The organism is Bacillus sp. CIS52 (assembly GCF_053545315.1).
In genome coordinates this window covers 22,352-46,504 of record NZ_JBIUFR010000002.1, presented here as the reverse complement: position 1 = coordinate 46,504, position 24,153 = coordinate 22,352, and the positions used below count along the sequence as shown (strand labels likewise).

Genomic DNA, 24,153 nt, shown 5'->3' with positions numbered 1-24,153 from the left:
CCCCGCGCGAAAAAATGACGTATGTCTATTCTTTTAAAAATCGCTTTTTTCTATTCATGCAGAAAAAAGCCCCGCACAGCGGGGCTCCTCAACCTGTTTTACAATGCGGACCGAATGACCTTTTTATAATAAAGCACCGACAGCATGCCGAAAATGGAGTATAGCAGCGTATACAGCGCCATGACGATAATCATCGGCGTCCATACTTCCGTTCCGAATAAAAACCACCCTGACTGAACGGCAAAATAGCTGTGGAACAGCCCGAGAACGAGCGGAATGCCGAAATGATACGCCTGCTTCCGGCGGATGCCTTTCAGCAGATCTCCCGTTGTGAAGCCGAGCTTCCGCAATATCGTGTAATCAGCCTTCTCATCCTCACACTCGCCCATTTGTTTAAAATAAAGGATACAGCCCGAGGTGATCAGAAAGGTTAAGCCTAAAAATCCGACAATAAACATGATCAGCCCCATATTTTTCTTTTGGGTGTCAGCCGTTTCAAACTGTGAAAGGGCGCCGTCTGAATAATACTGCGCCTGAAACAGGTCATCAGCTTTTTGGATGTCCTTTTCATGTTTGAGTGTAATGCCGAAAAACCGATTTGATTTTCCCTGAATGGACGGGTCGATATCTTTCTCGATCCTGTCAAATACGTGCTGCGTGACGATAACGGTCGGCAGCCCTCCGCTTGTAAATGTATATGACAGGAGGAAGTCGTCCTTCAAGCCCTTATACGCCAGCGGTATTTTAACCGTTTTGCCTTTAATATCAATGGCACCTGACGTTTTCAGATCGAGAAATTTTCTCATCATATCATTATATCCGGTCAACACGGCTTCTTCGTCGGAGAGTGACACTCCTTCTGCGTCTTTCTCGCTGACAATCGGCAGCGCCAAGCTGGACGGGTCCTGTTTGAAGCTTTTCATATCGCCGTTTACGATGTTCTTCATATTGACACCGGCTTGAAAGGTCTTGATTGTTTTCACTTGATGTTCAATTCCGTTCTTCTTCAATAAGGCGGTAAATGAGTCTGACTCCTTTTGGTTATCAAACGCAAAGTCAGCCGCTGTATTTTGCTCAGCCGATTTTTCCGCAGAGTAATATGAGATATAGCTTAAAGACAGCAAACCGATTGCCAGCGCCGACAGCGTCGTAATAATCGTCAGCAGCACGGCGTTTGACTTCATCCGGAACATGATGGATGACAAAGACAGCACTTCACTGACATTCAGATACCCGCCTTTTGATTTCCGGATGAGGTTCGCCAGAAAGCTGACCGAACCTTTATAAAACAGATAGGTTCCGATAATGACCGAGCCGAGAATAAACACCATTGCCGAAAACAGTTCATTCATGGTTGTAAAACTGCCTCCGAATAAATCTGCGGACACGGCATAGCCGGCGATAATGGCCGCGATACCGATGACGCCGATTGTCATCTGCACCCAAGAGAGCTGTCTTATACTGCTTTCTGACGATGACGCGGTTTTAAATAAAGACAAAATGCTTTGCCGTTTAATAAATAGGTAATTCATCATCATAATCAGCACATAAATTGCCCCGAACACAATTAACGTCTGAACGAGCGCCTTGCTTGAAAAAAACAGTGAGACAGAGGCTTTCACACCGACTGTATGAAACAGCATCATCATACATAATTTCGAGAGAGAAAAGCCGGCAAAAATACCGATCCATATCGATCCGAAATACAAAATGAAGTTTTCTGTGCTGAGTATGCGGAAAATGTGCATTTTCGTCATGCCGATTAATCGGAATAAGCCGATTTCCCGGCCGCGGCGTTTGATAAAAATGGTGTTGGCGTATAAAAGAAATACCGACACGATCGCCACAAGCAGTATGGAGGCGGCCCGGATTGCTGCCGCTCCTTTTATGGAGCTTTTCATTTCATCAAGCGCCGGATCGTATTGCATCGTGACAAACGCGAAATAAAGGGCGGCGCTGAACACCAGCGCAAAAACGTAAAGGTAATAGTTTTTCATATTCTTTTTCAGATTCTGGAAGATCAAATGATAAATGCTCATGCCTGAATCCCGCCCAATACACCTTGCGTTTTCATAATATCCTGAAAAAAGTCCGGTCTGTCCTGGCCGCCTTTATTCAGCTGTGTATACACACGGCCGTCTTTAATGAAAACCACACGGCCGGAATAGCTGGCGGCAACCGGATCATGCGTCACCATCACAATGGTAGCGCGGCGTTTTTGATTCAGGCGGCTGAGTTTATTCAGCAAGTCGGAGGCGGCTTTAGAATCAAGCGCTCCCGTCGGCTCATCAGCAAAAATAATCCCCGGCTCGTGAATAACAGCTCTCGCGGCAGACGTCCGCTGTTTTTGTCCGCCGGAAATTTCACTCGGATACTTATCTCTCAACTCATAGATGCCAAGCTCCTCTGCCGTCTCGGCAAATCGCCGGTCCGCCTCTTTTTTAGGCATTTTCGTAATGGATAACGGCAGGAGTATGTTTTCTTTCACGGTCAGCGTATCCAATAAATTATAATCCTGAAAGATAAAACCGAGGTGCCGTTTTCTGAATTCGGCAAGCTGTTTTTCTTTCATGGATGTGATCTCCGTCTCATTCAGTCTGATCGTGCCCGCGCTCACTTTATCAATGGAAGATAGCACATTTAAAAGAGTGGTTTTCCCTGATCCTGACGGGCCCATAATGCTGACAAATTCCCCTTTTTGGATCTGAAGATCAATTCCTTTCAGCACCTCCTGCTTATTCAGCTTATTTCCGTAGTTTTTTCGAATATTGCCTGCTTCTAAAATCATCAGTTACGATTCTCCTTTTACATTGGTTATCTTCATTTTAAAAACAAAAGCCGTTTTTTTCGTTTGATTAAGCGAACAAAAGAGAAAAGCGTGTGACACTTTTGTCACACGCTGAACATGCTGACGGCGTCGTTCTGTTTCGGAAATACCAAGGTAAAAACCGTGCCTCGTTTCGGCTCTGATCGCACGCTGATCTGGATGTGAAGCGGAGCCGCAGCTTTTTGAGCCAAATACAGACCCATTCCCGTTGACGCGTGATCACGGCTCATCCGCGTGGAGGTAAACCCCTTTTCAAAAATGCGCGGAAGATCTTTCGGCTTGATGCCGATGCCGCGGTCTTTGATATCCACATGCACCCGGCCGTTTAGTTCATAGCTTTTTACGGTTATATCATCCGCTTCACTGTATTTGACGGCATTGCTTAACAGCTGTCTGATAATGAAGGAAAGCCATTTTCCGTCACTGAGAACGTCCGGTGCCTCAAGCTGAATGTCAAACCCGATTCCTTTTTGTATACACCATGATTGCAGATTTTTAATTTCTTTGAAAACGAGCGGGCGGAGCTGAATGCGCTGGAACGATAAATCATTTTCGATAAAGGACAATCGTTTCTGATGAAGCTGCTGATCGAGGAGATGATGAATCCGCAGCCATTCATAATGCAAAGGGGCTTTCAGCGGCTGTTCATCAAGGCGCTCGATCATGAGATGCATCGCTGTCAGCGGTGTTTTGACTTCGTGAATCCATGACATCAGATCGTCCTTTTCATGCTCTGACGCCGCCTGCATATGAAGTGAGCTATTTCTTAATAGCTCTGTTTGTTCTTCAATGCTTTCTTCAATAATCGACTCAAACGGACTGTCGGGCGCTTTAAGACCGGAAATATCTAAATCAGCGTCCCAATCTTTTAAGCTTTTATAAAAAGCGGTCTCTTTCCGATAGCGGAACAAGAGAAAAACGAGAAAGGCGAGAAGTGACAAATAAATAAAATACAGCGCCGATAAAAACGGAATGGAGGGATCAATATATGCCGCGAAAAGGAGTACGGCCTGCTGAAAAAGAAACATCGCGATCCAGCTTTTTCTTTCGAGCAGAAATGATTTAATCATAAAGACCGTCTTCTTCCTTTGCGATGTATCCCTGCCCCACCTTGGTTTCAATCATTTTCCCGATGCCTAAATGATCGAGCTTTTTCCGCAGCCGGTTGACATTCACCGTCAGCGTGTTATCGCTGACGAAACGTTCATCATTCCATAGGCTTCTGATGAGTTCTTCGCGGCTGACGGTTTTATTTTTCTGCTCGGCCAGCAGTTTTAAAATCAGCATTTCGTTTTTGGTCAGTTCGACCGAACCGTTTTTATGGCTGACTGTGCCGGTTTCTGTGTCAATGACCGCCCCGCACCATCTTTTCATCAACGCCGGTTCTGTGCCGTATTGGTGCACGCGGCGGAATACCGCCTGGATTTTCGCGATTAACACATCAAAATGAAAAGGCTTCTGTATAAAATCATCCGCTCCGAGCTGCATCGACATGACCATATCTGCCGGATGGTCGCGCGAGGACAAAAACAGAATCGGTACGTTTGATTGAGAACGTATCATTCTGCACCAGTGAAAGCCGTCAAATTTCGGCAGCTGTACATCAATGATCACCAAATCGGGCTTGATTTCTGCAAACTCCTGAATGACCCGGCTGAAATCCTTTATTCCGTGCACCGCAAATGACCAGCCTGTTAATCTTTCTTTCATCTCGTGAAACAAAGTGTTATCATCTTCTATTAACAAAATGTGAAACATGGTATCCGCCCTTTTCTGATAGATAGATGAAAAACCGGCTGTTGCGTCCAGCCGGTTTTTTCTCTTTACAATTCTCTTCTTAATGCGGTCAGAACGTTGGTTTTTGTCGCTTTCCGTGCCGGATTCATACCCGAAATCACCGCGACCCCCGCACAAATGACAACTGCGATCACCACGAGGCTGAGCGGGATATAGGAGAAGGTATAATGAAGATCTTCAGCTCCGGTATTTCCCCCTACCGCTTTCAAGATAACCGGCACAGCCAGATTAACGGCAAAACTCACTCCGTAAGAAATGATAATACCAATGACAGATCCTAATATCCCGATATAGGCGCTTTCCATCAAAAACATTCTGCGGATGATGGACGGGCTTGCGCCGATCGCTTTCATAATCCCGATTTCCTGCGTTCTTTCCGTAACCGCCATCGTCATCGTATTGAAAATACCGATGGCAGAAATGACGACGGCGATAAAGCCGACAAAGATCAGACCGATTTTAAAGACGAGGAAAAAGGTGTTGACGCCTTGCAGCTCGGTTGTGACGGACATGACTTGATAACCGTCATCACTCAAATCATTCGTTAACTGTTCAACATTGTCAAATTTGTCAGCGTAGACTTTTATGCTTTTTTCAGCATTTCCGCCTTTAAAATCTAAGAATTTCGAAAAATCCTTTTTGAATTGATCACTGATAAAAATATTTGTGTCCTCCATCCAATCTTGGGACGGTTTTTTTGTAATCCCGACAATTTTAAAGTCGTATGTTCTGGTTCCTTCCGTTTTTCCGCTATCATTGTTCGTTTTAGAAATGCTCAGCTGTATGGTTTTATTCAGCAGATCCTTCGTGTAGCCTTTTGGCTTTTTCACATCTGAGACATCGTCTTGATGATCCTTTAAGTCCTTGTTGTAAGCCTCAGCTTCTTTTTTCGTCAATAGGTTTTTCGCGAAATCATAACCGACCACAATTTCATTTTCTGATTTGGCTACTCTTCCCTGATCAAGCTCCATATTGGCTTTTACTTCGTCTTTCATATTTGTTAACACGATCGTTGAACCTTCGTTTGTCCTGTTATCCAATGACGCTTTATTCGGTTCATATACTTCGGTTCTTTCAACGACAGACTTGACATTCTTATATTTTTCCAAGTCTGATTTCTTCACGGCTTTTCCGTTCTCTTGGCCGAGCACTCTTATTTCCGTTACGATCTGCTGGCTCATGGTTATGTCTGTTATCGTTTTTTGAATGCCGAATCCGACGGAGGCCAGCACAACCAAAAATGCACATGCCATCGTTGTTGCAAGCACAGTCATGAAAACACGCAGGCGGTTTTTCTTCATATTTCTTCTGATAAAGTGAACCTGATCCTTAAATCTCAACAGTAACGCCCCCTTTTAATACGCCGTCATGCAGCTGGAATTTTGAATGCGCAATCGAAGCGACTTCATCGTCATGCGTGATGATGACAAAAGTAATCCCGCGCTCCCGGTTCAGCTGCTGAATTAATGAAAGCACCTCAAGCTCCGTTTCTGAATCAAGGCTTCCCGTCGGCTCATCTGCTAAAATGATCGACGGATTTAAAATCAGCGCTCTTGCGATACTGACACGCTGCTGCTGGCCGCCCGACAGCTCATTCGGATAATGATTCGCATGATTCTCAAGTCCGACCCGTTTCAGCATGTCTGCGACTTTCTGCTTCCGTTCAGACGGTTTAATCCCTTTGAGGGCAAGCGGCATTTCAACATTTTCATAGGTTGTCAGACTCGGAATGAGCTGGAAGCTTTGAAAAATAAAGCCGAATTGCCCGAGGCGGAACTGAGCCCACTCTTTTTCACTGAAGCCCGTCACATCAGTGCCGTTAATGACGATACGCCCCTTCGTCGGCGCTATGTAGCCGGAAATTAAATTCAGAAGCGTCGATTTTCCGGAACCGCTTCGCCCGACGATACAGGCGATTTCCCCTTTTTCAACCGTCAAAGAGACGTCCTTCAGCACCGGTACCTGACTCTCTCTGCCTTTCCTGCCGATTTTAAATGAATGATCGATATGCTGCACCTCTATCACGTAAACCACTCCCCTTTATATTTGTTTCGTTTTTTTATAGATGAAGTAATAACTGATGAAAAACCCGATAACCGCCCCGATCAGCATGCCGAATATGTAACCGGTATATGAACCGTTACCGTTATAAGCATATCCGCATACACCCGCACTTCCCAGCATGCTAAGCGCTATGACCAGCCCTTGGATTATACGTTCTGTATGTTTGTTCAAGATAAAATGTCCGCTTCGCTCACTCGGCATTTTCAGGAAATTCACATAGCCGAAAAGATAGAAACAAAATCCCATTAACGCAGATATAAGCAAGGCATGTTTCGTGTAATACATCCATGGTGTATGGATGTAAGCGGCAGGCATGAAATAGATCAGAAATCCGCTCCAAGGAAAATGAATATTCTGCACAGCCTGGCTGCCAAAAAGGAACTCAACGTTTAACAGGTAAATGATCAAGACAACGATCGGAAAAACGGAGACCATGAACGCTGTGATCAGCTGTGCTGCTAAATTGCCTGTTATCGTGCCGGCAGCTGTCACTAATGCATAAATCATCAAGCTGATGACCAGCATCCCGGCGCTGAATGAGTGAAAATGATGTACAGCGTCAGGTTTAAGCGCAAGAAACAATATGTCAGATAATCCGTAAGAAACAAGCTGCGAGCCGGCTAACACGGCTGCTCCCAACAAAAACTTAGTATGGAATATCCGGCTTCTCGAATACGGCAGACTCAATGTAAACATGTTTTCAGCCCGTCCCGCTCTTGTCAGAAAAAGCCCCATCATAACAGGAGGAATGAAGTGCAGCCCAATCAAATTCTGATTGCTGTAATTCATGCTGAATGTACAAACTGAACCTGAATATTGATGAAGCGCACCCAAACAATCCTTATAGTGAAAATACTCATTTATAATTGCCAAAGGGCCTAATATAGATAAGAACCCCGCTGTAAGAAGCAGCAGTGTCTGCCTCTGCTTCCATTCTTTATAAAGCAAACCGTTAATCGGCACCTTGCCTTCCCCCAAACTACACATTTTCATACAAACTTACATATGCTTTGTTTTCCTGTAAACCGTAAAATAAGTGATAAAAAACCCGATCGCAGCGCCGAAGAACATGCCGGCTAAATAGCCGAACATCGTGTTTGTGACTCCATATCCGAATAATCCAAACCCCATAACGGCAAACACAATCACCAGAATCTGCACCGGACGGTCCAATTTTCTCCATAGAAAGAATCTGCCGTTCCGTTCATTCGGATGTTTCAGAAAGCTGACATAACCGATCAGATAAAAGACGAGGCTCATCACTGCCGGAATTATTAAGACTAAATCTCTTTCTCTGATCCAGTCGTTAAACACATATCCAACAGGAGTTATAAATACAAAAAGACGAGATTCGATATAGCTGCTGATGAAAGAGAATTGATTTCCCACACTAATATCGAAAACAACCTCCAGATTCGCGGCCGGCAGACCGATGAGTAAAAAGGGCAGAACTGTTACTGTAAACGCAGTTAACAGCTGGGCGAATATCTGTCCCGTTAATGCGCCGGCTGCCATTAACAGGGCGTAAGCCATAAAACTGATGACAATCATTCCGATTGAAAAATGATCAAAATCGTACGTATGGCTCGGTTTCAGCAAAGATATGAGCAATGACGCCGCTCCGTAGCCTATCGCCTGAGAAACAACAATGACTGCCGCGCCAAGCCAGAATTTAGTCTGAAAGATTTGGCCTCTGCTGTAAGGCATGCTTAACAAGGCGTCCATCGTTCCCTTTGTCCGTTCCAAGCCCAATAAGCAGACAGCAATGACGACACTCACAACCCAGCTGAAAGAAAGAAGCGACCCATTCGTATAACTCAACGCAAATTCACAATCTTGAAGTACTTGGTTATTCAAACACCCTTGATATGTTGAGTAGTTGTTATAAACCATAAAAGGGTTTGCCGCTATTAATAAAATACCGCTCAACAAAAACAGCCACTGATTTTTCTTCCATTCTGTGTACAATAATCCCCGCGGTATCATTCCGGTTCTCCTCTCTTACACATGCTTTGCTTTTTTATAAATTACAAAATAACTGACTAAAAATCCGACCGCTCCCCCGACAATCATCCCGGCCACATATCCTGTCATTGACTGTCCCGTCGAGTACCCCGCGAGACCAAAACCGAGAACGCCGATCATGATGACCACAATCTGAACAGGGCGGTCAAGCTGTCTCCAGAGGAAAAAACGGCCGTTCCGTTCCACCGGCTGTCTGACATAGCAAAAGTACCCGATGGCATAAAATACAATGCTCATCACTGCCGGGATGAGTAATATATACTTGCTGGCAGATACCCAATCTGTATCCATGTACATGATCGGATTCAAATATTGAAAAAGATTGTATACTTCGAGATAAGCATCTTCTGACGGCATCAGCTCATACATGCCGACCCCGAAAATGACTTCCGCATTTGACAGCGGCAACGTAATAATCAGGTAAGGCGCTATCGACACAGTAAACGCCGTTAACAGCTGGGCGAACGTATTGCCCGTTAAGCAGCCTGCGCTAGCGACCAATGCAAAAGCCAAAATACTCACAATGATCTCACCGACGCTGTAATGATGGAAGAAATATACGCGCTCAGGCTTTAACAGAAGAATGAGCAGCTCGGCCAGCCCGTAGCCGATGATTTGGAATCCGGCAATGACCGCTGCTCCGAGCCAAAATTTGGTGTGAAACACCTGAGCGCGGGAATAAGGCAGACTGAAAAGTGCATCAATCGTTCCTTTCGTACGCTCCAGTCCGAATAAGCAAACCGCCAAGATCACACCGGGCGCCCAGTTCAAGTTCAGCATTCCGCTATCCAAAGAATTCACATAAAACTTACAATATGCTCCGTGGGTATCCAGACAGCCTTGGTAGACCAGATAGGTATTTAATACTTCAAACGGATTAACTGCCGCTAAAAAAATGCCGACCATCACGAGAACAGTTCGATTCTGCATCCATTCTCTGTACAGCAATCCCCTGTCTACCATCTCCGGTTCCCCCCAAACTTCGCGATGAAGACTTCTTCTAAATTCACAGGAAGTTCGTTCCATACTTTCGGCCGCAACTTTTGCAGAAATTCCTTTTTCTTCTCATCGTTTTTCGGAATCAGCACTGTATAAAATACACCGGCATGGTCGAGAATCGGTATGTTTTGTTCTCTGATCATCAAGTTGACATCCTCTTCAAACGCCATTTGGATTTTCATGTATTCTTCCTTCATATCATCCAAATCCATCACATTCGTCAGCTGGTTGCCTTCCAAAAATCCGATCCGGTTGCACATTCGCTCAATATCTTCTAAACGATGTGAGGTAATCAGGATGCTCGTTTCCCGTTCAGCCACTTCGTCCACCATAAGCTGAAGCACGTCATGACGCGTTACGGCGTCAATGCCGTCCGTCGGTTCATCCAAAAGAATCAGTGCCGGCCGTGACGCAAAGGCAAGGACGAGCGCGAGCTGTTTTTTCAGCCCTGTTGATAGTTCACGGTATTTCTTCGTTTCCGGAATATTGTACCTGTTCATCAGTTCATTGGCGTAAGTCACATCAAAATTCGGATAGATTCTGCTTACAATCGCAACAAGCTGTTTATATGTATATTTGTCATAAAAAGGATTTTCAACAGGCATATAAATGATATTCTGTTTTACTTTTGGGTGCCGCTTTATTTCCACCTGATTAAATAAAACCGTCCCTTGGTCCGGCAGGAGAATCTGCTGAATGAGCCGGAGCAGCGTTGTTTTCCCTGATCCGTTTCGGCCAAGCAGCCCGAAAATTTCTCCTTTTCCGATAGTGAGTGAAATATCTTTGAGCACTTCTTTACCGTCAATTGTTTTTGAGAGATTGCGCAATTCAATCATGATCCGTGCCTCCTTTCACATCAGCGCTGATTTCCTTTATCCATTCCTGCAGCTTCTCCAGCTCAACTCCCGCGTAATGGGCATCGATGATGAGCTGTTTCAATTGCTCTTTTATCATCGTCATCTTCCCTTCAACCAATGTCTTTTTTGCATTCTCCGATATATACGTTCCTCTTCCTCTCAGCGTTTCAATGACGCCATCGCGTTCAAGCTCCTTGTACGCTTTGCTGACGGTATTCGGATTGGCGATAATGATCGTTGCCAATTCTCTGACAGAAGGAAGTTTATCCCCCGGCTTCATGATCCCTTTCAAACAAAGCTCTTTCAATTGCTGTATGATTTGCTCATAAATCGGAGTTGAGCTTCTCGGGTCGATTTGAATCATTTACTTCCCTTCTTTCTTTTACGAGCTGCTCGATTTCTTTAAATGTTCTGCCACTGAAAACCGATGACGACAAGAATGACAAACAGACTGCTGGCCAAAACCGAAGCGGCGATAATAAGGGGCACATCTTGTTTTACGGATCTTTTGTTTTTCATGAAAGCTCTCCTTTCCTTTGCTCAGCATTTATATGTCGTTTTTATTTTTTTGAGTGTTTGCGGTGTATTACATCAAGTAGTACACGTAATACAATAAACACACTCCGCCTTATTGTCAATTCTTTTTTGAAAAGAAATACAAAAAAACCCGCCGGGATTCCGGCAGGTTTTTTTGCACCATCTAAGACAGCGCGGTCAGTAATCGAAATTACGCTGCAAAATCATATTGTTTTGCAAAGTCTGCAGCTGCAGCCTCATTCGGTAAAGCTGTTCTCTCTGCTGATCATTCGCAGATAATGACAGCTTGTTTAATTCATTCACCGCGTTTTCAAGCATCATTTGCGCTTCACTGTACTCATTATCATTATAATGCTCTTGTTTTGAAGCGGTTATAAATTGCTCATTCGCAAATTCATACGCCTGTTCGCTTCTTTGGAGATGTTCATCTACTGATTGTCTTGTTGCCAACGAAACCCCTCCTCAGTGAATGGAAATCAAATTTAGTTTGAGCGGACGAAAAATGAATAACACCCGAAGGTTGCAGGAAAGGGAACCAAATTTTCCGTATGTCAGCTAAAGGAATGAGAATTCTGTCTGCAGTCATAATAAGCAAAAGAAAGCCGCATCTGTTTTCACATTGTGAACCCCCATCATTCATGCTACAATTTTAGGATGCATCTGATGTGAGGGAGGCTTTTTGAACATTGAACGAGAATAACCCTTTTCCTTATTCAAATACGGAAAAACGGTACCATACATTAAATTATCATCTGCGGGAGCATTTCGGACATAAAGTGTTTAAAGTCGCGCTTGACGGCGGTTTTGACTGTCCGAATCGGGACGGCACGGTCGCACACGGCGGCTGCACGTTCTGCAGCGCTGCGGGCTCCGGCGATTTTGCCGGCAATCGGGCCGATGACTTACTCACGCAATTTCACGATATCAAAAACCGCATGCACGAAAAGTGGAAAGACGGCAAATATATCGCCTATTTTCAAGCGTTCACGAATACGCATGCTCCGGTAGAGGAGCTGCGTGAGAAATTTGAATCCGTACTCAAGCTTGACGGCGTTGTCGGCATGTCTATCGCAACCCGTCCGGACTGCCTGCCCGATGATGTGGTGGAATATTTAGCAGAACTGAATGAGCGGACATATTTGTGGGTTGAGCTCGGTTTGCAGACCGTACATGAGCGGACCGCCCTTCTGATTAACCGCGCCCATGATTTTGACTGCTATGTTGAGGGCGTCAATAAGCTGAGAAAACACGGCATCCGCGTTTGTTCCCATATCATTAACGGACTTCCGCTCGAAAACAGGGACATGATGATGGACACGGCCAAAGCGGTTGCCGATTTGGATGTTCAAGGCATTAAAATTCACCTGCTTCATTTATTAAAAGGCACACCGATGGTGAAGCAGTATGAAAAAGGAAAGCTCGAATTCCTTTCTCAGGAAGAATATGTCCAGCTTGTATGTGATCAGCTCGAAATCATTCCCCCGGAAATGATCGTTCACCGCATTACGGGAGACGGGCCGATTGAATTAATGGTCGGGCCGATGTGGAGCGTCAACAAGTGGGAAGTACTGGGCGCCATTCAAAAAGAGCTGGAAGCACGGGGAAGCTATCAAGGAAAGCATTTCAGGAAAATCGGGGAGGAGACTGCCCTATGACCTTGATGCATATCCTCCCTTTCAGTAAAGAATTGCTGAAGTCAGCCGCTCAAGAAGGAGATATCACGGTTGACGCGACGATGGGCAACGGACATGATACATATTTTCTGGCAGGCCTTGTCGGTGAGACAGGACATGTTCATGCCTTCGATATTCAAGCGGACGCACTCGCCAAAACGAAGGAGCGGCTCGGTGCCGCCTTCAGCCCGCGCGTCACGCTTCACCATAAGAGCCATGATCAAATCAAGGCCGCTCTGCCCAAGGAAGCGCACGGGCATGTGGCTTGTGCGGTGTTTAATCTCGGCTATCTGCCCGGCGGCGATAAAAGCATTACGACAAACGGCCGTTCTACCATTTCTGCCATCGAACAGCTCCTTGAACTGCTGAAGGAAAACGGGCTGATCGTTCTCGTTGTGTACCACGGGCATCCTGAAGGCAAGACGGAAAAGAATGCGCTTCTAAAGTATTGCGAAAACCTAGATCAGGAAAAGGCGCGCGTGCTGAGCTACGGCTTTCTCAATCAGCGAAACGATCCGCCGTTTATTATAGCGATTGAAAAGAAATCTGCCGCCAAATAAAGAATCGGCCTGTCATAAGCGGGCCGATTCTTTTTGTGAATGGTGTTTACATTTTTTCGAAAGTCCCTTACCATGAATAATGGAAAAAAGTACATGTTTAAATGTAACATCCGGGAGGAGCAGCAGTTTGAATATTCTTCGCATCATATTTTCCAGTGTTCCCTATGTCATGTTCGTCATCATCTTATCAAGACATTTAGGATTTGAGTTCGCAAAAACCTATTATTGGTGGTTTGCCGCATTTTTCGTCATCGGGCTGATCGGCAAATTTGCAATGCACCTTGCGGCAAAAAAGAAAACATTAAAAAAAGAGACAGCGTAAATTGCATGTCTCTTTTTATTTACTGCTTTTGCAGCACGTTACGTGTATACGCAGGATTATTTGTAAATACCCCATCTACTTTTTGTTTCAGCATAATCGGCGTCAGAGCCCGCTCATCTTCCTTATCAAAAAAGACGTGAACTTTCATCTTATTGTGGTGGATACGTTTGACGGCGGCTTCATTTATTAATTTAGCATTAAGACCGACTGTATCAGCATATGTTCTGATGGCTTGCAGCTGCTTATCATTTATGTTCTCAGCCTCTTTATCTTTTAATAACCGAACAAGAGGAACGCTTTTATTCATAGACCGAACTTTCTTTAAGCTCTTCTCGCTAAAGGATTCAATGACTGCTTTATGACTGGAAATCAGCTTATATTTTTGTAATATGTCAATCAGCTTCTTTTCCATCACCAGGCTGCCGTTACTTTCTCTTGTCTCAATATAGTAATTGGCAGTTTGTCCGAATTTCTCTATGATTTCTTCAATCGTTAAAATCTTTTCTCCTTTTCCGGCATTCAGTTTTTTGATCTCAGCCAAAGACAGATCCTCTGTCAATCCTTTACCATCAGTTGTCCGATCGACTGTTTTATCATGAATTGCAATCAGATGGCCGTCTTTTGTCTCCCTTAAGTCTATCTCAATATAGTCTGCTTTGTCTTTAATGGCACGTGCATAGGATAAAGCAGTATGTTCCGGTTCAATCGCAGAAGAGCCCCTGTGAGCTATTAATACGGGATGATAGCCGGCGGAAGCATGTATGACGGAGCAGCCGCCCGTCATGGAAATTAATCCTATGATGACTAAATACTTTAATTTTTTCATAAAATTAAAGTATCATATTATGCCTGCGCAAACAATATTTCATTCTAAGAATAAAAAAACCGCACCTTCATGATATACACGAAAGGCGCAGTTCACCCATTACGAACTTTTCGTCCAAGCCATCTTCTGAAATTTGCGGTAGGCTCTTCCGTTGATATAAAAGAAAAATGACGTTTTTCCGCTTGCTCTGATCAGCTTTCGCGCGAGGCGGCCCATTTCTTTTTGGCTGGCGACTTTGTCATCGGATAAATAGACGCCGAGCAGCCCCCTGTTAATCAGCCGGTGGAAGTTTTCATGCGGAATGCCGTGCAGATGTTCATCCGCTTTTTCAATAAAATGCTTCAGTCTCTGCATCATTTCTTCATGAGACTGATAATACGTACAGAAATTCAAATCGCCTTCAAGCAGATCCTCTTCCTGGTCAATTAAATAATCGAGCAGAATGTGCAAGCCTTGTATGTACGGAAAATAACTGCTGCGGATTTTCTCAGCGGTATGTTCGTTAAAATCAGGCTGGAATGAATAAGCAACGAGACAGAAAATGCCTAACGTCGAGCCGGCGCAGGCCGAGAACTCAAACCACTCCATTTCCGGAAGCTTTGACTGATACTGCTCAAACCAGGCTTTAAGCCTCGGAACGCGTTCATGTTCTACGACATGCTTATGAACCTGAAGATCGCAATAATAATCGCACAGCTCAAGCAGATACGGTTTAATAAGGCTGTAATGTTCTATTGACCCAAGCACCCGCTGGCATGTTTTGACCAGCTCATGAAGATAACCGCCGTCATCCTGTTCCTCTCTGTACTGATAGTACGGCTGCACCTCTGCACCGACCGTCAGCGCGTCCCGCATGGAAAGGTGAAGCATGCGGAAATCCTCCGGGTCAAGCGATGTGCTGCGGTCGCACAGATTGTCCAGATAATCACTGATCGTCTGATACGCGATGATAAATTGCACGCACTTCTCTTTTTGCTCTCCCGACAGCAGTGCTAAAATGCCGCCGCCTTCACAATGAAACGATTTATCACGGATACTTGCGGCCGCTTGCTGCCGCAACTCGGTATTTTTAATGGAATCTGATTTTTCCCGCCACATATTCAATTCCTGATGAACGAGCGGAAAAATTTCCCGATACACTTTTGCCATAAGGTTAAAAGGATGTTCCGGTACTGTCAACATATGCACCCCCAGCGAATTCAAATATACTGATCTGTAAAGGCTTTCGCCGCCTTAAACACAGCTTCTCTTTCCGGTTCATTGAAAATTTCATGATAAAGCCCTTCCCACTCCCGGTAAGACTTATTATGGGAAGCCACACCAGAGAACCATTTGCGGACTTTCATTTTATCGACGATTTTGTCATCACCGCCCTGCATCAGCAAAAGCGGCACCTTTAAAAACGCATCAGTCGGCGCCATAGCGGCATCAATCGTTTTTATAAGCTCTCTGTACCATCTTACAGATACTTTCGTGACATATAAAGAATCGTTTTGATCCGCTTCAATCATATCCGCATTCCTCGTCGCCATATCAGGCGATAAACCGGAGTCCACTCTGATGGACGGAGCGAGGACATTCAGCCCTTTAGACGCAAAATCAAGCACTTTATTGACTTTTATTTGCAGCCCGAGACAAGGTGATGATAAAATGAGTGCCGTAATGCGGGGATTTCTCTGCTGCTTAAACCATTCTATCGCAATCAGTCCGCCCATGCTGTGGCCCAAAAGGAAAACGGGTGCTTCAAGCGTTCTCGCTTGATCAATCCATATATCTACTTCATCAATGTATTCTTGGAAAGAGCGAATATGCCCTCTGGCGCGGGTGGATGTTCCCTGACCCGGCAAATCGCCCATCACCACGTTATATCCGGAAGATCTCCACATTTCAACGAGCCATTTATAACGCCCGTGATATTCGCTTGCCCCGTGGATGATGACAATGGTACCGACGGGCCTGTCTGCTTTCCAAGTCCACATGCAGTTCACCTCTTACATAAATTTAAAGAAAGAAGGATGAGACATGATAATCTACCCTTATAAACAATTTACGCCGGATATACATCCTGATGCGTTTATTGCGGATAACGCCGTCATTACGGGTGACGTCGTGATCGGAGAACAATCAAGCATTTGGTTCTCAGCCGTCATCCGCGGGGATGTTGCGCCGACAAGGATCGGAAAAAGAGTCAGCATACAAGACTTGAGCTGTCTGCATCAAAGTCCCGGCCGCCCGCTTCTTATTGAAGATGACGTCACGATCGGCCATCAGGTTACACTGCACAGCGCAGTCATCAGAAAGAATGCTTTAATCGGTATGGGCTCCGTCATTCTGGACGGGGCGGAAATCGGAGAAGGCGCGTTTATCGGCGCCGGAAGTCTCGTTCCTCCGGGCAAAACCATTCCTCCCGGCTGTCTTGCGTTCGGCCGGCCCGCAAAGGTCATCCGCCGGCTGACAGAAGAAGACATACGGGACATGGAGAGAATTAGAACGGAATATGTTGAAAAAGGCCGATACTATAAAACACTGCAAGAGAAATAAAAAAGATCAGCTTTGTTTTACTACTGTACCATTTTTCAAAATATTATTTAAGTAATAACCATTTGCGTTCCCCTGATTGTCAGGAAACAGTAGCAAAATGTTCAGGAATTTGTTTTATTCTTCCCCCTTTTACCCGATCCTATGAAAAAAGAGCCCATTTCAGCGGGCTCTTTTTTTACGCTTTTTCAGCGAATGTCTGTCCGTTTTCCAGGTTTATGTGTTTTCTTTTGTGGAAGCCTTTCCCGTAATAGGCTGCTAATAAAATGCCGAACCAGACAGGGCCGATGATGACAGCCACTCTGGTTTCTGCATCAAAAGCCATCAGTACAACGACAAATGCGAGAAAAGCCAGTGAAATGTATGAGGAAAAAGGGTATAAAGGCATTTTATATTTTAGTTTTTTCCGTTCTTCCGGCTGTAAACTTTTACGGTATTTCATTTGGGAAAGCAAAATAATCGCCCATGTCCAAATTGCTCCGAACGTCGCAATGCTTGTCACCCACGTAAACACTTTCGCCGGCACCACGTAGTTCAGCAGAACGCCGATGCATAACGCACCCGCTGAAACCAATACCGCTTTTCCCGGCACGCCGCCTTTTGTGACCGTGCCGTAGGCTTTCGGGGCTTCATTTTGCTCCGCGAGATTAAACAGCATACGCCCCGTGCTGAAGATCCCGCTGTTGCAGGAAGAAAGAGCCGCCGTCAAAACGACAAAATTAATGATTCCGGCTGCTGCGGGAATTCCGATTTTTTCAAATGTCAAAACAAACGGACTTCCGCCTGAACCGATTTCCTGCCACGGATAAATTGACATAATGACAAATAAAGCTCCGACGTAAAAAATGAGAATGCGCCAAAAAACAGTATCAATGGCCCGCGCCAATGATTTTTCCGGATTTTTGACCTCACCGGCTGTGACACCGATCAGCTCAATTCCGAGATATGCAAACATGACCATTTGCAGCGACAGCAGCACCCCTTTAATCCCATTCGGGAAAAAGCCGCCGTTGCTCCATAAATTGCTGATTCCAAGCGCGACGCCTCCGTTTCCGAGACCGAATATGATCATCACCAGACCGATCGCAATCATTGACAGAATCGCCAAGACTTTAATGAGCGCAAACCAGAACTCAAGTTCACCATACGCTTTGACCGCCAGAAAGTTGACAGCTGTCATAATGACGAGTGCACAAAGCGCCCAGATCCATGACGGCACGTCAGGGAACCAGTAGCCCATATAAATGCCGACCGCGGTGATTTCCGCCATACAGGTCACGACCCATAAAAACCAATAATTCCACCCTGTTAAAAAACCGGCCAGCGGTCCGAGATAATCTCTGGCATAGCGGCTGAATGAGCCGGCAACAGGCTTTTGAATCGCCATTTCCCCTAATGCCCGCATAATAAAAAACATAACCAGCCCGCTGCAGGCGTAAGCGGCTAAAATCCCCGGTCCTGCAAGCTTTATGGCAGAAGCTGACCCGAGAAACAGTCCGACCCCTATCGCGGCGCCCAAAGACATAAGCGAGATATGCCTCTCTTCCAAACCGCGGTGAAGCGTTTTTCCTTTGTTTTGCATAACTCTCCCCCCTGATTTTGACAGAAAAGTAACAAACCGAGACGAAATAGCCAGAAAGCACTTTCCGGAATCTGCCCGATTAGTCCTATTATAACCTTTTTCTGAATATTGCGTAATACTTTACTGAAAACATAGCGGAATAAACGGTTTACATAAAACAATAGAAAAAAGGCTTTCGATAACATCGAAAGCCTTTTGGATTAAACGAAAATGACTTCTTTCGGCTGATGATTCAGTTCTTCCGGCACCAGTCTTTTTTCGACATTGATGCTGTGCCAGATCATGAAGATCAGCACGGTCCAGATTTTGCGGCTGTTGTCCGCTCTGTCTGCGCAATGATCTTCCAGAAGCTGAAGGACATAATCCTTTTCAATATAAGCGTCTGTTTCACTTTCACGAATGATGTTGCGCACCCATTCGTTCATTTCATTTTTCAGCCAGTGGCGGATCGGCACAGGGAAACCGAGTTTTTTGCGGTTCAGCACATGATCAGGCACAACTCCTTCAGCAGCTTTACGCAGAAGGTATTTCGTCGTGCCGTTTTTCGTTTTCAGTTCATCCGGAATTTTAGATGCCACGTCAAACACGACTTTATCAAGGAACGGCACGCGCAGCTCCAATGAATTGGCCATCGTCATTTTGTCAGCCTTTAACAGGATATCGCCGCGCATCCAAGTGTGAATGTCAACATACTGCATTTTATTAATATCGCTGTATGAACGGCTTTCCGTAAAGTACGGCTTCGTAACATCACGGTATGAAAGCTCTGGGTTGTAATGTTTGAGCAGCTGTTTTTTCACAGGCTCTTCAAAAATCTTCGCATTCCCGATATAACGGTCCTCAAGCGGTGTGCAGCCGCGGACTAAGAGGCTTTTTCCTCTCATTCCTTCCGGCATGACGGACGCCACATGAAGAAGCATTTTTTTCAGACCGGACGGAATGCGTTCAAACGGTTTAAGCGACAGCGGTTCGCGGTAAATATTGTACCCGCCGAACAGCTCGTCCGCGCCTTCCCCGGATAATGCAACCGTTACATGCTTTTTCGCTTCTTTCGCGACAAAATACAAAGGAATCGCCGCCGGATCTGCAAGCGGGTCATCAAAGTGCCAGACGATTTTCGGAAGCTCGTTCATATACTCCTCAGGAGAAATGACTTTGCTGATATTTTCAATCCCGAGCGCGGCAGCTGTTTCCTTCGCTACGTCAACCTCACTGAAGCCCTGCTGTTCAAAGCCGACAGAAAATGTTTTAAGGTTCGGGTGAAATTCTTTCGCAACTGAGACGATAAAAGAAGAGTCGATGCCGCCGGATAGAAACGAACCGACAGGAACGTCACTTCTCATGTGGACTTTGACAGAGTCAAAGATTGCGTCTCTGACTTCTTTCACCAATTTATCTTCATCGGACTGAACAGGCTTAAAGTTCGCTTTGAAATACGTTTTAAACGCGATTTCGCCTTCCGGGCGGATCGTAAACTGGCTGCCCGGCTCGACTTTTTTCACTTCAGCGTCAAGCGTGCTCGGTTCAGGGACGAATTGGAAAGACATATATTGCTGTAAAGAAGCTTTATCGAGATCAATACCGTTTTGAGCGGCCATTAAACTTTTTCTTTCAGATGCAAAATACACTTTGTCCCCGATGGTTGTGTAATACAGCGGTTTAATGCCGAACGGGTCTCTCGCGCCGTACATGACACGGTCAGTTTTGTTCCAGATTAAAAACGCAAACATTCCGCGAAGCTTTGAAGCAGCTTCTTCTTTATAATGACGGTATGTCGCAAGGAGCACCTCTGTATCGGAATCTGTATTGAAAGTGTAGCCTTTCGCTTCAAGCTCTTCTCTCAATTCAATGTAGTTATAGATTTCGCCGTTAAAAATGATCCAATATTTCTCATCTTCATATGATAAAGGCTGTCCGCCGTTTTCTACGTCAATAATACTGAGCCGTCTGAAGCCGAATCCGACGTGCTCATCATGATAATACCCATCGCTGTCAGGACCGCGGTGAACGATCATTTGGTTCATTTGTTTGATTAGCTCTTCTTGATCTGCGGTTTGAGTTAATGGATGCTTATTAAAAACACCGACAAATCCACACATAGTATAGCCTCCATAAGTGTAATTTTCTAATTGAACCCCCTTTTTATAGACGCTTTGTTACGCCATTGGTTTCACGCTATGTAAAAAATAAGCATGGCAGCATCTGCAAAAAGGGAAAGCCGCTTAAATAAGCGGCTATAAAATTATTCTCCTAGTGCTTCTTTGCGAAGCGCATCCGCCTTGTCAGTACGCTCCCAAGGAAGATCCACATCGTGACGTCCGAAGTGGCCGTAAGCGGCAGTCTGTTTATAGATCGGACGGCGCAAATCAAGCATTTTAATAATGCCGGCAGGTCTCAGGTCGAAGTTATTCCGTACGACTTCGATCAGTTTCTCTTCAGAAGCTTTTCCTGTATCAAATGTATTGATGGAAATAGATACAGGCTGTGCCACGCCGATTGCGTATGCAAGCTGCACTTCACAAGAATCAGCAAGTCCTGCAGCCACGATGTTTTTTGCTACGTATCTCGCAGCGTAAGCCGCTGAACGGTCTACTTTCGTCGCATCTTTACCGGAGAATGCACCGCCGCCGTGGCGTGCATATCCGCCGTATGTGTCAACGATGATTTTACGGCCGGTAAGTCCCGCATCGCCTTGAGGACCGCCGATTACGAAACGTCCCGTAGGGTTGATGAAGTATTTTGTTTCGTCATCAATCAGTTCCTCAGGCACGACAGGGTTAATGACATGCTCTTTCAGATTGCGCTGAATCTGCTCAAGCGTAATTTCCGGATGGTGCTGAGTTGAGATGACGATCGCATCGATGCGGACCGGCTTGTTGTTCTCATCATATTCAACGGTAACTTGCGTTTTTCCGTCAGGGCGAAGGTACGGAAGAATGTCTTCTTTGCGGACTTCGCTCAAACGGCGGGCCAATTTATGCGCCAAAGAGATCGGAAGCGGCATAAGCTCTTTCGTTTCGTTACACGCATAACCGAACATCAGACCTTGGTCACCCGCTCCGATAGCTTCGATTTCAGCATCGCTCATTGTGCCTTCACGCGCTTCAAGAGCCTGATCGACACCCATCGCGATATCCGCAGACTGTTCATCAATTGATGTTAAAACAGCGCAAGTCTCCGCATCAAATCCGTATTTTGCCCGTGTGTAGCCGATTTCTTTAATCGTTTCACGGACTGTTTTCGGAATGTCAACGTATGTTGAAGTTGTAATCTCTCCGCTTACCAGCACAAGGCCTGTCGTTACAGATGTTTCACAGGCTACGCGCGCGTTCGGGTCTTTTTTTAAAATCTCATCTAAGATGCTGTCAGAAATTTGGTCACAGATTTTATCCGGATGACCCTCAGTAACAGATTCAGATGTAAATAGTCGACGGTTTTTACTCATTCACTTTTCCTCCTGAAAAAAGATCTTTTTAAAGACCTTCTCATATGATACGGAACTCGCTCCCTCTTAATACAATGTCATACTATATCAGAGAATGTTAATTGGCATATTTTATGAAATAAAAAAACCTTTTCCACTCGAGGAAAGGGTTTGGTCTGTGTGCCTTTCACTCTTATCGCTCAAGGAAATATTAAACCTTGCATCAGGTTAGCACCTTGGTTTCCCACAGTGTATTCACCTGCTTTTTTACAGAGAAACCGGTTGCTGGGCTTCATCGGGCCTGTCCCTCCGCCAGCTCGGGATAAGAGTATCCGCTCAATGAAATATCTTATCGTAAAAGGGCGGAAAGTGTCAATATGAATTAAAGCGATTACGCGCCTTTATTTCAGGAAGCAATGGAAAAACACAAACAAATAATAATAAACAGTATAGACTATTTTTATATATGTGTTATACTAATTCCACATTCAGCGAAATACAAATAAACCGGCAAAGGAAGGGTTTTATGAAATTAGTTGATTTAACTGCAGATCTTCAAGCATTACTCGCAAGTCCAAATGTGCATCATAATTTATCGGCGCCAAAACTTACCGAAAAAGTGATCACCCGAAATGAAGGCACACTGACATCTACGGGCGCCGTACGCGCCACTACCGGTGCATATACGGGGCGATCACCTAAAGATAAATTTATCGTTCGTGAAAAAAGCACAGAAAATCAAATTGATTGGGGCGCAGTGAACCAGCCCATTTCTGAAGAGGCGTTTGAAAAGCTGTACGCCAAAGTCGTCAGCTACTTAAAACAGAGAGATGAACTGTTTGTTTTTGAAGGATTCGCAGGCGCAGATGAAAAATACAGACTGCCGATTACAGTCGTAAATGAATTTGCATGGCACAACCTGTTCGCGCGCCAGCTGTTTATCAGACCGGAGACGGCTGAAAGGGATTCGGAAGCACAGCCCTTTACCATTCTCTCAGCTCCGCATTTTAAAGCGGATCCGGAGACGGACGGCACGCATTCGGAAACATTTATCATTGTATCTTTCGAAAAGCGCGTCATTTTAATCGGCGGTACCGAATACGCCGGAGAAATGAAAAAATCAATTTTCTCCATTATGAACTTCCTTCTTCCGCAGCAAGATATTCTGCCGATGCACTGCTCAGCCAACGTCGGTGAAAAAGGTGATGTCGCCTTGTTCTTCGGTCTTTCCGGCACGGGGAAAACGACGCTTTCGGCCGATGAGGACCGGAAACTGATCGGCGATGACGAGCACGGCTGGTCAGACTCCGGCGTGTTTAACATTGAAGGCGGATGTTATGCTAAATGTATCAATCTGAGCGAAGAAAAAGAACCGCAGATTTTTCGTGCGATCCGCTTCGGCTCTGTTCTTGAGAATGTTGTGCTTGATGAAAAAACGGGTGAGGCGGATTACGACAATTCCTTCTACACGGAAAACACAAGAGCCGCGTATCCGATTGAGATGATCGGCAATATCGTGCAGCCGAGCATTGCCGGCCATCCGCAGGCGATCGTCTTTTTAACGGCGGACGCGTTCGGGGTGCTCCCTCCGATCAGCAAACTGACGAAGGAACAGGCAATGTATCATTTCTTAAGCGGGTACACAAGCAAACTCGCGGGAACCGAGCGCGGCGTGACATCTCCGCAAACGACTTTCTCCACGTGTTTCGGTTCACCTTTCCTGCCGCTTCCGGCTCACGTCTATGCCGAAATGCTCGGGCATAAAATCGACGAGCACGGCGCTCAAGTCTTCCTGGTCAACACAGGCTGGACCGGCGGAGGGTACGGAGTCGGAGAGCGGATGAAACTTTCGTATACAAGAGCGATGGTAAAAGCCGCAATTGACGGCACGCTTGATCAGACAGATATGACGGCAGACAGCATTTTCGGCCTGCACAGCCCCGTTCACGTTCCGGGCGTTCCGGATGAGGTTCTTCAGCCTGAAAACACATGGAGCGATAAAAAAGCATACAACGAAAAGGCGCTGTTTTTAGCCAATGAGTTTAAAGAAAACTTTAAAAAGTTTTCTCATGCAGACTCGATCGCCAAAGCCGGCGGGCCTCTCGTTTAATCAAAAAAGCCA

The 24,153-nt window shown here is 45.4% G+C and carries 22 protein-coding genes, 1 pseudogene and 1 riboswitch; of the genes and pseudogenes, 5 read left to right on the top strand and 18 right to left on the bottom strand.

Annotated elements, in window-relative coordinates; all coding sequences use genetic code 11:
- Nucleotides 1–98: 98 nt before the first annotated feature.
- The 12 genes and pseudogenes from ACH32G_RS10125 to ACH32G_RS10070 form a co-directional block, all read right to left on the bottom strand.
- Nucleotides 99–2,039 carry an ABC transporter permease gene (locus ACH32G_RS10125; protein ID WP_448814307.1) on the bottom strand — a complete coding sequence of 647 codons (1,941 nt, stop codon included), beginning with the start codon at nucleotides 2,037–2,039 and terminating at the stop codon, nucleotides 99–101.
- Nucleotides 2,032–2,791: pseudogene (locus ACH32G_RS10120) on the bottom strand (ABC transporter ATP-binding protein); the annotation flags it as partial. The pseudogene ACH32G_RS10120 and the gene ACH32G_RS10125, both read right to left, overlap by 8 nt.
- Before the next feature lie 101 nt (nucleotides 2,792–2,892).
- Nucleotides 2,893–3,897 carry a sensor histidine kinase gene (locus ACH32G_RS10115; protein ID WP_047476815.1) on the bottom strand — a complete coding sequence of 335 codons (1,005 nt, stop codon included), beginning with the start codon at nucleotides 3,895–3,897 and terminating at the stop codon, nucleotides 2,893–2,895.
- Nucleotides 3,890–4,585, bottom strand: coding sequence for a response regulator (locus ACH32G_RS10110; protein ID WP_448814306.1), 696 nt, complete (start codon nucleotides 4,583–4,585; stop codon nucleotides 3,890–3,892). Before ACH32G_RS10110 ends, ACH32G_RS10115 begins: the two co-directional genes overlap by 8 nt.
- Before the next feature lie 65 nt (nucleotides 4,586–4,650).
- Nucleotides 4,651–5,964, bottom strand: coding sequence for an ABC transporter permease (locus ACH32G_RS10105; RefSeq protein WP_045926414.1), 1,314 nt, complete (start codon nucleotides 5,962–5,964; stop codon nucleotides 4,651–4,653).
- On the bottom strand, nucleotides 5,954–6,649 hold the full coding sequence (locus ACH32G_RS10100) for an ABC transporter ATP-binding protein (RefSeq protein ID WP_198698049.1): 696 nt from the start codon (nucleotides 6,647–6,649) through the stop codon (nucleotides 5,954–5,956). Before ACH32G_RS10100 ends, ACH32G_RS10105 begins: the two co-directional genes overlap by 11 nt.
- A 15-nt stretch (nucleotides 6,650–6,664) precedes the next feature.
- Nucleotides 6,665–7,651 carry an ABC transporter permease gene (locus ACH32G_RS10095; protein ID WP_198698050.1) on the bottom strand — a complete coding sequence of 329 codons (987 nt, stop codon included), beginning with the start codon at nucleotides 7,649–7,651 and terminating at the stop codon, nucleotides 6,665–6,667.
- Between the two features lie 36 nt (nucleotides 7,652–7,687).
- The gene (locus ACH32G_RS10090) at nucleotides 7,688–8,674 is read right to left on the bottom strand and encodes an ABC transporter permease (protein ID WP_448814305.1); all 987 of its coding nucleotides are present in this window, start codon (nucleotides 8,672–8,674) and stop codon (nucleotides 7,688–7,690) included.
- 15 nt (nucleotides 8,675–8,689) lie between these two features.
- A complete protein-coding gene (locus ACH32G_RS10085; RefSeq protein WP_448814304.1) occupies nucleotides 8,690–9,676 on the bottom strand; it encodes an ABC transporter permease subunit in 987 nt (328 codons plus the stop codon).
- Nucleotides 9,670–10,548, bottom strand: coding sequence for an ABC transporter ATP-binding protein (locus ACH32G_RS10080; protein ID WP_342006969.1), 879 nt, complete (start codon nucleotides 10,546–10,548; stop codon nucleotides 9,670–9,672). The genes ACH32G_RS10085 and ACH32G_RS10080 overlap by 7 nt, the downstream gene beginning before the upstream one ends.
- The gene (locus ACH32G_RS10075) at nucleotides 10,541–10,933 is read right to left on the bottom strand and encodes a GntR family transcriptional regulator (RefSeq protein WP_016938498.1); all 393 of its coding nucleotides are present in this window, start codon (nucleotides 10,931–10,933) and stop codon (nucleotides 10,541–10,543) included. The genes ACH32G_RS10080 and ACH32G_RS10075 overlap by 8 nt, the downstream gene beginning before the upstream one ends.
- A 350-nt stretch (nucleotides 10,934–11,283) precedes the next feature.
- Nucleotides 11,284–11,556: a YtzC family protein gene (locus ACH32G_RS10070; RefSeq protein ID WP_016938496.1), complete on the bottom strand. Its 273-nt coding sequence runs from the start codon at nucleotides 11,554–11,556 to the stop codon at nucleotides 11,284–11,286.
- 236 nt (nucleotides 11,557–11,792) lie between these two features.
- Between ACH32G_RS10070 and ACH32G_RS10065 the strand changes: the two genes are divergently transcribed.
- The 3 genes from ACH32G_RS10065 to ACH32G_RS10055 all read left to right on the top strand — a co-directional run bounded on the left by ACH32G_RS10065 (nucleotide 11,793) and on the right by ACH32G_RS10055 (nucleotide 13,661).
- Nucleotides 11,793–12,761, top strand: coding sequence for a TIGR01212 family radical SAM protein (locus tag ACH32G_RS10065; protein ID WP_366969059.1), 969 nt, complete (start codon nucleotides 11,793–11,795; stop codon nucleotides 12,759–12,761).
- Nucleotides 12,758–13,339 (top strand): tRNA (mnm(5)s(2)U34)-methyltransferase, encoded by a 582-nt coding sequence (locus ACH32G_RS10060; RefSeq protein WP_326352368.1) that lies wholly within the window; start codon nucleotides 12,758–12,760, stop codon nucleotides 13,337–13,339. Before ACH32G_RS10065 ends, ACH32G_RS10060 begins: the two co-directional genes overlap by 4 nt.
- A gap of 127 nt (nucleotides 13,340–13,466) precedes the next feature.
- Nucleotides 13,467–13,661 (top strand): hypothetical protein, encoded by a 195-nt coding sequence (locus ACH32G_RS10055; RefSeq protein WP_095241463.1) that lies wholly within the window; start codon nucleotides 13,467–13,469, stop codon nucleotides 13,659–13,661.
- A 19-nt stretch (nucleotides 13,662–13,680) separates the two neighbouring features.
- On the opposite strand, the gene ACH32G_RS10050 is transcribed toward ACH32G_RS10055, so the two are convergent.
- From ACH32G_RS10050 to ACH32G_RS10040, 3 genes are all read right to left on the bottom strand, one after another.
- Entirely contained in the window at nucleotides 13,681–14,487 is an 807-nt protein-coding gene (locus ACH32G_RS10050; RefSeq protein WP_448814303.1) for a glycerophosphodiester phosphodiesterase family protein, read from the bottom strand.
- Between the two features lie 99 nt (nucleotides 14,488–14,586).
- Nucleotides 14,587–15,666, bottom strand: a complete 1,080-nt coding sequence (locus tag ACH32G_RS10045; protein WP_029575344.1) for a tetraprenyl-beta-curcumene synthase family protein — start codon at nucleotides 15,664–15,666, stop codon at nucleotides 14,587–14,589.
- Between the two features lie 20 nt (nucleotides 15,667–15,686).
- Entirely contained in the window at nucleotides 15,687–16,466 is a 780-nt protein-coding gene (locus ACH32G_RS10040; protein WP_045926407.1) for an alpha/beta hydrolase, read from the bottom strand.
- A 46-nt stretch (nucleotides 16,467–16,512) separates the two neighbouring features.
- Here ACH32G_RS10040 and ACH32G_RS10035 point away from each other — a divergent pair, with 46 nt between their 5' ends.
- On the top strand, nucleotides 16,513–17,028 hold the full coding sequence (locus ACH32G_RS10035; protein ID WP_101605599.1) for a gamma carbonic anhydrase: 516 nt from the start codon (nucleotides 16,513–16,515) through the stop codon (nucleotides 17,026–17,028).
- 175 nt (nucleotides 17,029–17,203) lie between these two features.
- Here ACH32G_RS10035 and alaP read toward each other — a convergent pair whose 3' ends face one another.
- The 3 genes from alaP to metK form a co-directional block, all read right to left on the bottom strand.
- Nucleotides 17,204–18,607 carry an alanine permease AlaP gene (alaP, locus tag ACH32G_RS10030; RefSeq protein WP_448814302.1) on the bottom strand — a complete coding sequence of 468 codons (1,404 nt, stop codon included), beginning with the start codon at nucleotides 18,605–18,607 and terminating at the stop codon, nucleotides 17,204–17,206.
- A gap of 200 nt (nucleotides 18,608–18,807) precedes the next feature.
- The gene (asnB, locus tag ACH32G_RS10025) at nucleotides 18,808–20,706 is read right to left on the bottom strand and encodes an asparagine synthase (glutamine-hydrolyzing) (RefSeq protein ID WP_016938486.1); all 1,899 of its coding nucleotides are present in this window, start codon (nucleotides 20,704–20,706) and stop codon (nucleotides 18,808–18,810) included.
- A 143-nt stretch (nucleotides 20,707–20,849) separates the two neighbouring features.
- Nucleotides 20,850–22,052 carry a methionine adenosyltransferase gene (metK, locus tag ACH32G_RS10020; RefSeq protein ID WP_016938485.1) on the bottom strand — a complete coding sequence of 401 codons (1,203 nt, stop codon included), beginning with the start codon at nucleotides 22,050–22,052 and terminating at the stop codon, nucleotides 20,850–20,852.
- A 169-nt stretch (nucleotides 22,053–22,221) separates the two neighbouring features.
- A riboswitch (SAM riboswitch) is annotated at nucleotides 22,222–22,360 on the bottom strand.
- Nucleotides 22,361–22,557: 197 nt separating this feature from the next.
- On the opposite strand from metK, the gene pckA reads away from it, so the two are divergent.
- Nucleotides 22,558–24,141 (top strand): phosphoenolpyruvate carboxykinase (ATP), encoded by a 1,584-nt coding sequence (gene pckA / locus ACH32G_RS10015; RefSeq protein ID WP_016938484.1) that lies wholly within the window; start codon nucleotides 22,558–22,560, stop codon nucleotides 24,139–24,141.
- Nucleotides 24,142–24,153 lie beyond the last annotated feature (12 nt).